The sequence below is a fragment of the Paenibacillus sinensis genome (genome assembly GCF_019904155.1).
Lineage (GTDB): Bacteria > Bacillota > Bacilli > Paenibacillales > Paenibacillaceae > Paenibacillus_AQ > Paenibacillus_AQ sinensis.
Map to the genome: position 1 here is coordinate 64,218 of NZ_JAHCMB010000026.1, position 12,960 is coordinate 77,177.

The following is a 12,960-nucleotide window of genomic DNA, read 5'->3' on the forward strand; positions in this document are numbered from 1 at the left end:
CTGTACAGATGCTTGAACTAACGAATCTGACTAAAAAATACAAGGATACCACGGTAGTTAACCATATTTCGCTGCATGTGGAACGTGGTGAGATCTTCGGTCTGTTGGGTCCTAATGGAGCCGGAAAGTCTACGACCGTATCCATGATCAGCACGGTGCTTGCACCAACCAGCGGCAGTATCACAATTGATAACAAGTCCCTTAGAGACAAGCCGATGGATATTAAAAAAATCATGGGCATTGTGCCGCAGGACCTGGCGTTGTATCAGGCATTAAGCGCCAAAGAGAATCTGGAGTTCTTCGGCAGCTTGTATGGACTTTCCGGGAAGAGGCTTAGAAGAAGAGCCGATGAAGTTTTGAATATTATCGAGCTGCAGGATATGAAAAATCGCGATGTTGCCGAATTGTCCGGTGGGATGAAGCGCAGGGTCAATATCGGTGTTGCGCTAATGAATGATCCTAAATTGCTGATCCTGGATGAACCCACTGTAGGTATTGATCCGCAATCCCGAAATCACATCCTGGAGACGGTGAAAAAACTGAATCAAGACAGAGGGATGACGGTGATTTATACAAGCCACTACATGGAGGAAGTGGAGTACTTGTGCAAGAACGTCGCCATCATCGACCACGGCTCTTTGATCGCAAAGGGAACGAAAGATGAATTAAAACAAAGCCTTGCGGCATGCGACACGTTGACCGTAAGCTTCAGCGAAGCGAGTGATGGCTCACTTGAACAGCTAGAGCAGATTCCCGGGATTTCCAAGGTCAATATATCGGGCAATCAAATCAGTATGCTCATTGCCACGGGCGACAAGAATGTGATCGAGATTGTGGACGATATCAAGACATTAGGGATTAAGCTGACCAGCTTCAAATATGAGGAAGTGAATCTGGAGAGTATTTTTCTGCAAATTACAGGCAAGGCCTTAAGGGGGGAGTGAAGGGGGTGATCGTGTGAAAAAGCTGCTACGGCTATTCCTGTTGGACCTGCGGCTGTTAACCAAGAATAAGACATTTTATCTGAAGCTTATTTTGTTTCCATCTGTGCTTATCCTCATTTTAGGGACCGTATTCAGTGACTCAAACTCCCAAATCAAGACCTTTAAGGTGGCTTTATATAATTCAGATAAGGGCGCTTTTGACAGGACACATGTACTTTCCTTGGGAAAGGTCTTAAGGGATGACGTATTTCAGCAAGAGGATCTGAAGAACAGCGTCCAGCTTATCGAAGCCGCCAGCTACAAGCAGGGCCTACAATTGTTGAAGGACGGTCAAGCTGCCGTATTTGTATACGTACCGGAAACCTTCACCAAGGCAGCCATGAGCAATGAACCGGCGAAGATCGTCTTGATGGGTGACAAGGATAAGCCTTTGGAGAAAGAGATAGTGGGGGCTATTCTGGGCCGGTTCAATGCAAGCATCAGGACAATGAATGTTGAACAAAGGACGATCATCCAGACGATAAGCAGCAAAGGCAGTATTCCTAAAGACAAAATTGAAAAGCTTATGAGCCAACTATCAGATAATCAAGACCTCAGTTTCAATATAGCAGAGATGCCAACCAATAAAGCAGCGGTGCCTATAACGGCCATGCAGTATTATTCGATCGCGATGGTCGTTATGTTCTCCATTATGACGGCATTTGTGCTGGTCCATAGCATAGTGGACGAGAAACAGAACCACACTCTGCTTCGAATTAAGTCCACGCCTACAATAGGGATACAGTATGTGCTGGGCAAGCTGGCTGGGATTATTAGTTCCGTTGTCCTCCAAATGATCATTGTGTTCTTTATCAGTCGGGTCGTATTTCAGATAAAATGGGGAAACCCTGTTAATCTTCTAGTCATCACCGTTGTATATGCCTTTGCCATCGGCAGCATTATTCTGCTATGGGGATTCACTGCGAAAGACCATGTGACGGTTTCCAGTCTGGCTTCCCCTGTGCTGTACATTTTCAGCTTTTTGGGCGGAAGTTTTGTCAATAGAAGCGGATTGCCGGACGGTCTGCGCATCATTCAGGAGATCATCCCCAACGGAAAAGCTATAAATGCTTTTTTAAAAATAGGCCAGGGCGGTAGTCTTGACGGTATGTACATCGATTTACTGGAGCTTACAGGCATAGGACTGATATTTATCATCTTTAGCATTATGGTATACAGCGGAAAAGGGTGGAATAGAAGTGCAATTTATCGTCATGGTAAAAAACCAGCTGAAGCTGATGTTCCGAAGTAGAGTCGCGGTATTAGCAACAATTGCGGTTCCCTTGATCCTGACCTTTTTGTTCTCTTTTTCACAAGGGAGCGTTCAGGAAAGCTTGTATATAGCGGATGCGGACCATAGTGTGTATTCGAATGAACTTGTAACAATGATTCAAAGCCATGACCAGGTAAAAATCATTCATTCCGATGAGGCTGCCATCAAACAAAAGATTGATGATCAGGACATACCCTTTGGTCTGGTTGTACAGCAGGGCTTCGGCAGACAGCTGTTATCTGGTAAGGATCTGCCTGTCTATTTTGTGCAAAATGTTGAAACTGGCGAAGGGATGATTCTGAAAGAGATCGTTGCCGGTGAAGTCGGCACTCTGCGGCAAGTGATTCATGACTCACAAGTTATCTCTGCCGGACTGAGTGCAGATGGCTTGGGAATTACAACTGGCATGCTTAAAGGCATCAATGAGCCCTCGAATGTAAGAATCGATGATCAGACTCCAAGTAATGGAGAGAAGACAATTGACCATGCAACCGCGAGACTGATCGGCTTTCTGGTCATGTTCATTTGGTTCGTTGTCATCCAGGGATTGCGTACCTTCATAGATGAGAGAGAGAACGGTACGTTCAGCAGATTGCTTAGCACACCTATTGATTACAAGAAATATATGCTGGCCAAAATGACGGCGACCTATCTGTTCGGGGCACTTCATATTCTGGTCATTTTGGCCGCTGGCAAGTACTTGCTCAAGATCAGTATCGCGGACCATACGCTTGCGGTCGGAATCCTTTTTGCCGCTTATGTGTTTACCCTGACCGGCATTACGATGATTGTGATACCGTGTATGCGGAATCAGAAACAGTTCACATCCTCATCTTCAATAATCATAGCGGTAACCGGTTTGCTGGGAGGCAGCTTCTTCTCGGTGGAAATGGCGCCAAAGTTCATGCAGGTCATCTCCAGGTTCACTCCGGAATCATGGGCTATACAATCGTTGTCAGCCGTTATTTTTGACCATCAGACAATGGCTTCAGAATGGGTTACGTTAAGTGTGTTCGCAGGGATTGGAATTGCAGGTTTCGCGGCTGGCTTAATATTAATGAGCAGAGAGCTTAAGGCATTGAAAGGCTGAGGGATATAAATAACATATCGGGAAGTGGTTGGGTTGGGTATAATGGAGCTTATCGGAATTGGGGAGCTTCTGGGTGGGATTCTCATTAACGTATTCATCGGGTCACTTGGGAGAGCTATTTTTAGAAAAGATGACCGGACTTCAAGAGTCATACTGAGAATCATCGGAATATTCCTAATTATTAACGGGATTTCAAGAGCTTTTCATGTGTGATGACAGCAGCAACAGCCCAATTAAACTCGGACCACTTCAGGGATTTTGGTGGAAAAAGGCTTATGCAACCTGTGGTTGACAGTTTGTAAGTCCGGATTGGTGTTCATGAGCAGCGCGTTATCCTATGATTAGCGTGAGGTGATGACGATGGAATTTGCGGAGAAGCTGCAAAGCTACAGGAAGCAAAGGGGCATGTCTCAAGAGAACCTGGCTGAAGTTGTGGGTGTATCGCGGCAAGCCGTGTCAAAGTGGGAATCGGGCCAATCCTATCCTGAAATGGACAAAATGATTGTGCTAAGCGAGCTGTTTAGCGTGAGCGTGGATCATCTGGTCAAGGATGTGCCGAACAATGCTGGGAGGGCCGGGGATTCTGGAACGGCGAGTTATGCGCAAGGACCATCGGTTGTGGATTTGAAATCTATGTTTCATTATGAGTACAAAAGCAAGAGAACCTTCTATGGGGTTCCGCTGGTTCATATCCATTTCGGACGGGGTCTCTATGTTGCCAAAGGGGTTATCGCAATCGGCAATATAGCGGTTGGTGCCTTATCAATTGGAATTATTGCTATAGGAGGCTTATGCCTGGGGGCGCTTGCCTTGGGACTCATCAGCTTAGCGGGGCTGGCTCTCGGATTGCTGCTGGCTGTTGGGGGCGTCGCAGTCGGCGCCTTGAGTATAGGCGGGCTGGCATTGGGAATCCTGGCGATTGGCGGTATGGCGGCTGGAGTGTTCTCTTTTGGCGGCTTCGCCGTTGCCTCACATATTGCGATTGGCGGTTACGCAAGCGGGCATATTGCCATTGGCGATACTGCTAAGGGGGCATATACGCTCGCTATTCAAAATAATAATTTCGGCAGCATCAAGGCCGAGCAGGTCAGACAGCTGATCAATCAAGAGTACCCTCACTTGTGGAAGCCTCTTGCGGAGAGGATTATTTCGTTTTTTAATTAGGATTGCCTCATAAGATAACGCAGGAGATACTGTTTTTTCGCTGCTAACAAGGTGATTTGACTTTTTATTTGGATTCAAACATGGTATAGTTTGGGTAGAAAAGACGTACAATGCGAAGAGAGCCGTGCGTCAACACGACTCTCTTGGCAATAGCCGCTTTTAAGGGCGGCGGCTTTAAGGTATTACGGGCAGAAATAGACCGCAACCTTTGCGAGAGGGCGGTCTATTTCTTTTTGAGGTAATTGAGCAATGCAATAATGAACATGCCGAACATGAACATCAAAGACAACGCTTGATACACCTCCATTGGCCTCACCTCCCCTCTGGGAGATTAGCCGACCGCCCTTGCAAGCCTTCTATTGCTATACCAGTATAGCATATTATGGTAAGTATATGGGAACTAATGTTCTCCTAAATAATAAGATTTATAGTACGAATAAGTGAAAAACGTGATCTGCCCTGGAAATTTTTCCAGGGTATCTCTAGTGATGCTGAGGTATTAGTAGATAAGGAAGAAGCGGAAGAAACGGCGGAGACAGAGCATGCAGAAATAGACCGGTCCCTTGGAAACCGGTCTATTTCTGCAACTGCACGGCTGAAGCTAATTGCTTGTGTAACGTCGTATCGGTGACCTGCCGCTTCTGCCTAAATCGTAGCCGCGATCTTCTCGATCGAGGCTTTATAAATGGCCTGTATCGACGCGGATAACTTTGCATCGAATTCTTCATTGCTCTGCTGGTCCGTCAAATCCTGTGATAGAGCGCGGGAGAAGCTCGCGATAAGTCCGCGGTTCCGGGCCAATCTGTCATTGGCTTCACTCTGCGAGTAGCCGCCGGACAGCGCCACAACCCGTGCCACATGGGGATCGTCAATGAGATCGTGGTAGAAGTCATCCTCAGATGGAATGGATAGCTTCAGCATGACGATGACATCCGAAGGAAGTGCGGCCAATTGAGCGGCAAGCTCCTTCTTCAGCAGGCGCTCCGACTCGGCCCTGTTCGCACTATGGATATCGACCTCCGGCTCGATAATGGGAACAAGCCCTGCAGCAAAGATCTGCTTGCCGAGCTCGAACTGCTGCTGAACCGCTTCGCGGATTCCTTCGGGATTCGGTTCTTTGATGACGGACCGCATCTTCGTTCCAAAGATATGCCGGTCAACCGCTCTACGGAGCAGGCCGTCCAAGTCGGGCATGGGCTTCATGAGCTGAACGCCGTTGCCTGGCTCGGCAAGCCCTTTGTCGACCTTAAGGAAAGGCACGATGTTCTTCTCCTTCCAGAGGTAATCCGCAGTCAGCATGCCATCAATGCTCCGGTCCATTGTATTTTCGAAGAGAATAGCGCCGAGAATGTACTTCGAGTCGAACGCCGGGCTTTTAATAATCCGGGTTCTCATCTCATGAACAAGCTCGAACATTTCCTCGTCATTATGGTACCGGTCTTCCTGAATGCCATATTGCAGCAGCGCCTTTGGTGTGCTCCCGCCGCTCTGATCCAGCGCAGCAATAAATCCTTTGCCATTTCGTACCCGTTCCAATTGTTCCTTATCCATACAGACTCTCCTCTCGCATACGGCCGGTCAACCCGGCTTCTTGAAAAACCTGCTATATATCTTTACACATTTGTCCGATTTTTAAGCAGGATTTGGCCGTATCCGGAAGATTAATAAAGGTCTCCAAAAAGAAATTCATACTGAGGGTTGACGAACTTCTTCTCCTTATGATATATTATAAAAGTTCTGAAAAACGGACTCTTAGCTCAGCTGGTAGAGCATTCGACTCTTAATCGACAGGTCCAGGGTTCGAGCCCCTGAGAGTCCATAACTGCAACAACATGAACAAGAACGGCATTCTCGCCGTTCTTGTTTTTTGTTTTGGAGCTTCAGCCCGCTGAGTACAATTCACTTATCCCTTAACAGAACCGCTCGTGATCCCTTCCACATAATACTGCTGCAATTTCATGAACAGTAACGAAATCGGTATGGCGATCAGGACACAGCCAGCCGCGAAAGACATGTAATTGGAATTGGCGTTTGCCCTGGTCATCATCGAATACAAGCCAATAGCGACGGTGTACTTCTCGATATTGTCTCCCATAATGACTTTTGCAAAAATAAAATCCATCCAGGGAGCAATAAAGGACATTAACACGGTATAGACGATAATCGGTTTGGACAGCGGCAAAGTAATCCGGGAAAAGATATTGAATTTGGTTGCCCCATCAATCATCGCCGATTCATCCAGAGAAGCAGGGATGGTATCGAAAAACCCTTTCGCGATATAGAAGCTTAAAGCAGCGCCGGAAGAATAGACCAGAATCAACGCCCATAAACTTTGGGTTAAATCCATCGACTTCAAGATGTAATAGATCGCAATCATGCTCATAAAGCCGGGAAACATATTTAAGACTAAAGCCGTTTTTAAAATGTTCTTGCGAAACTTAAATCTTAACCGGGATAAAGCATAGGCAATGGCTACAGTAATGAAAGTACTTAAGATACAGCTAATGACGGATACAAATAAGGTATTCAGAAACCAGGTTAAGAACGGATAATTATCATTGGTGAACAGATTTCTATAATTATCAAAGGTATAGCCTTTGGGAATGATATACGATACAAAACGTCCGCCTTCCGCCCGAAAAGAGGTTAGGACAATCCAGCAAATGGGGAATAGCCATACGGCTGATATTAGACTTAAAGTAAGCTGTCCAAGGATTCCTTTTCCTTGTTTCATTTAGAATTCCCCCTCTGACTTGAAGGCTTTGGATCGGGTGTACATAATCAACGAGAACGTCGCGCTTAATACGAAAGTCAAAATGCCGATTACGGAAGCGAGGTTATAATCCGCTTTCTCTGTAGTCAATTTATACAACCAGGTCACCAGCAAATCGGTGCTTCCGGCTCCGTAATAATTGCTATTGGCCGGCCCGCCCTCGGTCAGCAAATAGATCACGTTGAAATTGTTGATATTTCCGATAAATTGCTGGATTAAATTGGGTGTCATCACAAAAATCAATTGAGGCATCGTAATTCTCTTGAAGACTTGAAAGATATTGGCGCCGTCGATATGTGCAGCCTCGATTTGATCCTGCGGCAAATTCATGATGACTCCGGTAGAAATCAGCATGTAGACCGGAATTCCTATCCACATATTAATGACGATAACCGAAATTTTGGCCAATAACGGATCGATCAGAAAAGGGATTGGCGAATGAATGAGTCCAAGCTGCAGCAGCCATTCATTAATCGGTCCGGATGTGTGGAACAAATTTCTCATGATCAATAAAGATACGAATTGCGGTACAGCGATCGTAAGTACAAAGATGGAGCGGTACAGCCCCTTCCAGCGAATGGTCTTTTTCTGGATGAACAGAGCTAATAGGATTCCAAAAATAAAACAGGTGAGGGTAGCAAAGACAGCCCATACAATCGTCCAGGCAAAGACAGGAAGGAAGGTTTCGGACATCCGGCCTGTCAGAATGTTCTGGAAGTTCTTGAACCCGACCCATGAGAAGAGGGATTTGGGCGGAAGGTGAGAATGATCGAAGCTGGTGAAAGCAATGGAAATCATGTACACCAAGGGCATTATGGTAAACAGGATGATTCCGATGGCTGGAACGCTTAGCAGGGTTAAGTGAAACCGGCTATCCCATAAGCTTTTAAAGTCCGCTATGAAGGTAGGGACTGGCTGTTGATTCTTTATCCGCTCAGCGAGGTGCTTGATGCTCCGGGTATAGCTGATATAGAACAGGATGAATACCACAAGGGTTATTAAGGCGACAATCCCGTAAATGAGCAAGAGCATCGAATTGTCCCCTTGAACGAGCAGCTCTATGCCCAGATCTTTATCATAGACCCATCCTTGCTGTTGGGTGCCCAAGTGACTTAAGCTGAAAATATTTTGGATGCCTGCAGTTCCCAAGAAAAAAATGAACAGCGCCTCTACTAGAAAAAATAGCAAGCCTTTAACAAACTGCCCGTTAACGATATGGTAAATTCCCATTAATACAAAGGAAAGGAAATAGAGGACACCTTTATCTTCCTTTTGTTTTGGCATATGACTTTAAGCCTCCCGGGTGTGCGACCTTTTATTTAGCGATATCTGCAACAAATTGATCCAGCTTCTGCTGCATATCGCTGTCCTGGATTTTGCCGGTATAGGCATCGTTAATCAGCGGGCTGCACTGGGCCCAGAAGGACGCGACTTCCGGAATTTTCGGCATAACAACGGAATGATCATCCTGTGACATAATCGCTACGGCTTTACCGACCGCGTCATTTTTAACCTCTTCTGCTTCTTGCGCTTTCTTATTGCTCGGAATAATTCCCGTTAACTCAAACCGCTTCAGCTGATTTTCTTCACTGACTAAATAATCGGCCAATGCCATTGCGTCGATGGGAGCTTTGGTGGCTGCCTTGACGGCAAATAACTTGACACCCTGGAAAGCATACATTTGCTTGGAGCCGCTGCCGAAATCGGCTGTGGGGTATGGGGCAACGCCCAGATTGTCTCCCAGCTTAGCTAAGTCCTTCTTATTCCAGGGGCCGCCGATCGCGGCTGCGATTTTTCCGTCCAGCATGCTGCTGACCATATCATCTTTGGCATGAACGACGTTAGGGTTAGCCTTCAGATTGCGAATCCATTTCAGAACTTCCAGTCCGTGCTTATCGTTAAAGGTCGTTCCATTCGGATCTTCTCCACTTTCCCCATACAGCAATGAGCCGTTCGCGACAAAGAATGGGGCGATTTGGTAATCCGCGATGGATTCCGCCAGGTTCATTCCGACTTTCGCTTTCTTCGTTAATCCCTCAAAGGTCTTGATATCTTCTTCGCCCAGCATGGACTTGTTGTAATACAGCACGCCTGTTTCCACACCGTAAGGGTAGGCGTATAGTTCCCCCTTGAATGAAGCACCCTCAATAGAAGCGGGTGTCATAGATTCCTTGATCTCGTCAGCATACTTGGTATTCTTGTAAATCGAACCCGACTCGACCAGCTGTCCCAATTGGTCATGGGGAAGCATAAACACATCGGCGGCTGCTTCCGGATCGTTCTTGACATTTACCTGTGCCAGCATGGAATCCGATACCAGCACCTCAATTTTGTATTGCTTATCGCTATGTTCTTTTTTGAAGGCCTCAACCATTTCTTTCGTTTGGGACACCGATTCTTCATCGACCCACACCTTCAACGCTACATCTCCGCCGCCGGATTGATTTGTAGTACCCTTGCTGGCTTCGCCTCCACAACCTGTTTGCAGCAACATAAGACCGACTACCCCTGCACTCACAAACCATTTTTTCATTTGCTAACCCTCCCAAGAAATGTGCTTATTTTTTATAAGCGCTTTCATTTTTTTATAATTCTTAGTATAGTGGCTTATATCATCGACCCTTATCGTATATTGTCTTAAATACATTGAAATATTGTCATGGGAGTGAGATCAGCATGAAGGCAGCATACGCAACGAGCCAGGAGTTCAAGGAGCGAGTCCAGCATGGCAACAAGGATTTTCAATTGCAGCTGTATCGGGATATTGAGCATTATGAGCAGGGCTTGATCTTTTATAATCACTGGCATGAAGAGGCGGAAATTCTCTACGTAGTCGACGGGGAGATGGAACTGGTTGTAGATGGGGTGTCCATTTTTGCGAAAAAGAATACGGTCGTTCTTATCCCGCCGAACTTGCTGCATGTAGCTTATCAATGCCACGATCGTAAATGTCGCTTCACCTCGATTGTCTTTCATTCGGATTTTATTGCCAGCAAGAACGAGGACAAGATCCAGACCACGCAGTTGAATCCTTTTCTGGTTAATACTTTTATCTCCTCTTACGTCTTGAAAGCAAGCGACCGGAGCAATGAAATCGTTCAGCAATTGTTAGCGGAATTCGAGCGAAGCTACCAAGGCGATCAGTCTTACCGGGAGCTGCTGCTGAAAGGCTATCTATGCCAGATCCTGTTTCACTTGCTGCAAAAAGAAGAGATTCATAATGTAAAGACCGCCTCCGATTATCTAAATGAAGTCCGCAAGAAGAAAATCATCAGCTTCATTGAGGAGAATTACCAGAACGCGGTGAGTCTAAATGATCTAGCCAACGTGATTTCATTAAGCAAAGAACAGTTTTGCCGGTTTTTCAAACAATCCTTTCGCTCAACGCCCATTAATTACTTGAACCAGCATCGAATCAATCGTGCTATGGATTTGCTGAAGCGTACCAATCTATCTATTATCGACATTGCGATTGAGGTGGGCTTCGACAGCAGCAATCATTTCTCCATCGCCTTTAAAAAGACAACAGGCATGACTCCCAGCCATTTTCGTAAAATGACATGATATTAATAGAGATTGACATGATTGTAAATGCTTGCTCCGAAGTAAAAATCTACAATAGGCTTAATCTAATTTGTAGGAGGGGCAGCATGTCATTTTTTACAAAAGGCGATAGCTATGTAGAATATCAGAATGGCGGGGAGACACTACGCATAATGGGATGGGGCAAGAACAGTCTGCGGGTAGTCTCGGTTCCTAATGGACAGATGGACTTGGCCGGAAGCGCTTTGCTTCCACAGTCCTCGGCCGTGACAGTAACGTTTGATGATCAGGTAGCCGAAATCACCAACGGGAGCATTTCAGCTGTTATCGATACCCGGGGGTGGAACAGCGCGGCTGTCGTAACTTTTTTCAATGACCGAAAAGAAGTGATCTTGAAAGAGATTGATGGTGGCGGAGCTTTGGTCCGAAGAGCGCGTCATTTCAAACCGCATATTGGTGGCGACTTTCGCCTGAAGGCGACTTTTGAATCCAATCCCCAGGAAAAAATCTATGGTATGGGACAATATCAGCAGGATATTCTGGATTTAAAAGGCTGTAATATCGAGCTGGCTCATCGTAATTCTCAGGCTTCCATACCGTTCTATGTATCCAGTCTTGGTTACGGTTTCTTGTGGCATAATCCTGCGATTGGCAGTGTTTCATTTGGGAAAAATACGACGGAATGGCGGGCAGACAGTACGAAGCAGCTGGACTATTGGATTACGGTTGGGGAAACGCCGGCGATTATTGAGGAACAATACAGCGCTGTGACCGGCCGCGCACCGATGATGCCGGAATTCGGACTTGGGTTCTGGCAATGCAAATTGCGGTATTACAATCAGGAGCAAGTGCTGGAAGTTGCCCGGGAATACCATCGTCTTCAAATTCCGGTCAATGTTTTTGTAATCGATTACTATCATTGGCCGCGCTGTGGCGATTTCCGCTTCGACGAGAAGTTATTCCCTGATCCACAATCTATGGTCGACGAGCTGCGCTCTTATGGGATGGAGCCTATGGTCTCGATTTGGCCGCAAGTCGATTGGCGGAGCGAAAATTTCCAAGAGATGTACCAGAAAGGTTTATTGGTGCAGACGGAGCATGGCTTGAATGTTCAGATGAGCTTCCAGGGCAACAACGTCTTTTATGACGCAACGAATCCGAAAGCGCGGGAATATGTATGGAACAAGTGTAAAGAAAACTATGGACAATACGGTATTAAGCTGTTCTGGCTGGATGAAGCAGAACCCGAGTTCAGCACGTATGATTTTGACAACTATCGCTATCATATTGGCAGCGTTCTTCAACAGGGCAATTTATACCCCAGAGATTTTGCGAGAGGCTTCTATGAAGGGCAGCAGGCAGACGGCCGGGAAGATGTGCTGAATCTCGTCCGCTGCGCGTGGGCAGGAAGTCAAAAGTATGGTGCGCTGATCTGGTCCGGCGATATTCATTCCACCTACCAGGATTTTCGCAATCAAATTGTAGCGGGTCTGCAAATGGGCTTGTCGGGGATTCCGTGGTGGACGACCGATATCGGAGGCTTCCATGGCGGCAATATTCATGACCCGGAATTTCAGGAATTGCTTATTCGCTGGTTCCAATTTGGCGCTTTCTGTCCCGTGATGCGGCTGCATGGCAATCGCCTGCCGAGAGAATCTCTTACAAATACTTACGGGGAAGTGACAGAAGGAACCGGAGCACCCAATGAGATTTGGAGCTATGGGGAAGAGAACTATGAGATTATGAAAAAATTCATTGGGATTCGCGAATCCATGCGGGACTATACGCGCCAACTGATGGGAGAGGCTCATAATACAGGGGCGCCGGTAATGCGTACCATGTTCTATGAATTTCCTGAAGATGCAGCGGCATGGGATTTGAACACTCAGTATATGTACGGCTCAGACATTTTAGTTGCACCCATAGTAGAAGCTCATGCGACTTCACGTAAAGTCTATCTTCCGCAAGGACCCACCTGGACAGATGCACACACAGGGGAAGAGTATCAAGGTGGTCAATGGCTTGAGGTAACCGCTCAAATAGACACGCTGCCATTATTTTTACGTGACCGCAGACAAAGTTATTTAATTGGGGAAGTTTAGGTTAGCCGTAACACAAAGAAATAAGCCGCCCT

At 46.4% G+C, this 12,960-nt stretch carries 11 protein-coding genes and 1 tRNA gene; 7 read left to right on the forward strand and 5 right to left on the reverse strand.

Features of this window, described 5'->3' with window-relative positions; translation table 11 throughout:
* Nucleotides 1–8 precede the first annotated feature (8 nt).
* The 4 genes from KIH86_RS02140 (at nt 9) to KIH86_RS02155 (ending at nt 4,510) form a co-directional block, all read left to right on the forward strand.
* Nucleotides 9–944 (forward strand): ABC transporter ATP-binding protein, encoded by a 936-nt coding sequence (locus KIH86_RS02140; RefSeq protein WP_223084719.1) that lies wholly within the window; start codon nt 9–11, stop codon nt 942–944.
* Nucleotides 945–957: 13 nt separating this feature from the next.
* Nucleotides 958–2,235, forward strand: coding sequence for an ABC transporter permease (locus tag KIH86_RS02145; RefSeq protein ID WP_223084718.1), 1,278 nt, complete (start codon nt 958–960; stop codon nt 2,233–2,235).
* Nucleotides 2,222–3,346 (forward strand): ABC transporter permease, encoded by a 1,125-nt coding sequence (locus tag KIH86_RS02150; protein WP_235775224.1) that lies wholly within the window; start codon nt 2,222–2,224, stop codon nt 3,344–3,346. The genes KIH86_RS02145 and KIH86_RS02150 overlap by 14 nt, the downstream gene beginning before the upstream one ends.
* Before the next feature lie 360 nt (nt 3,347–3,706).
* The gene (locus tag KIH86_RS02155; protein ID WP_262416510.1) at nt 3,707–4,510 is read left to right on the forward strand and encodes a helix-turn-helix domain-containing protein; all 804 of its coding nucleotides are present in this window, start codon (nt 3,707–3,709) and stop codon (nt 4,508–4,510) included.
* A 223-nt stretch (nt 4,511–4,733) separates the two neighbouring features.
* On the opposite strand, the gene KIH86_RS29780 is transcribed toward KIH86_RS02155, so the two are convergent.
* Both KIH86_RS29780 and KIH86_RS02165 read right to left on the reverse strand, forming a co-directional pair.
* On the reverse strand, nt 4,734–4,817 hold the full coding sequence (locus KIH86_RS29780; RefSeq protein ID WP_219214875.1) for a putative holin-like toxin: 84 nt from the start codon (nt 4,815–4,817) through the stop codon (nt 4,734–4,736).
* Between the two features lie 338 nt (nt 4,818–5,155).
* Entirely contained in the window at nt 5,156–6,061 is a 906-nt protein-coding gene (locus tag KIH86_RS02165) for a fructose bisphosphate aldolase (protein ID WP_223084713.1), read from the reverse strand.
* A gap of 195 nt (nt 6,062–6,256) precedes the next feature.
* On the opposite strand from KIH86_RS02165, the gene KIH86_RS02170 reads away from it, so the two are divergent.
* A tRNA-Lys gene (locus KIH86_RS02170) sits at nt 6,257–6,329 on the forward strand.
* 84 nt (nt 6,330–6,413) lie between these two features.
* Here KIH86_RS02170 and KIH86_RS02175 read toward each other — a convergent pair.
* The 3 genes from KIH86_RS02175 to KIH86_RS02185 are packed head-to-tail and all read right to left on the reverse strand — an operon-like array spanning nt 6,414 to nt 9,816.
* Nucleotides 6,414–7,244 carry a sugar ABC transporter permease gene (locus KIH86_RS02175; protein WP_223084710.1) on the reverse strand — a complete coding sequence of 277 codons (831 nt, stop codon included), beginning with the start codon at nt 7,242–7,244 and terminating at the stop codon, nt 6,414–6,416.
* On the reverse strand, nt 7,245–8,567 hold the full coding sequence (locus KIH86_RS02180) for a carbohydrate ABC transporter permease (protein WP_223084707.1): 1,323 nt from the start codon (nt 8,565–8,567) through the stop codon (nt 7,245–7,247).
* A 31-nt stretch (nt 8,568–8,598) separates the two neighbouring features.
* On the reverse strand, nt 8,599–9,816 hold the full coding sequence (locus KIH86_RS02185; protein WP_223084705.1) for an extracellular solute-binding protein: 1,218 nt from the start codon (nt 9,814–9,816) through the stop codon (nt 8,599–8,601).
* A 143-nt stretch (nt 9,817–9,959) separates the two neighbouring features.
* Between KIH86_RS02185 and KIH86_RS02190 the strand changes: the two genes are divergently transcribed.
* Complete coding sequence (locus KIH86_RS02190; protein WP_223084703.1) at nt 9,960–10,847, forward strand: AraC family transcriptional regulator; 888 nt, start codon at nt 9,960–9,962, stop codon at nt 10,845–10,847.
* Between the two features lie 86 nt (nt 10,848–10,933).
* Nucleotides 10,934–12,928 carry a glycoside hydrolase family 31 protein gene (locus tag KIH86_RS02195; RefSeq protein ID WP_223084701.1) on the forward strand — a complete coding sequence of 665 codons (1,995 nt, stop codon included), beginning with the start codon at nt 10,934–10,936 and terminating at the stop codon, nt 12,926–12,928.
* Nucleotides 12,929–12,960 lie beyond the last annotated feature (32 nt).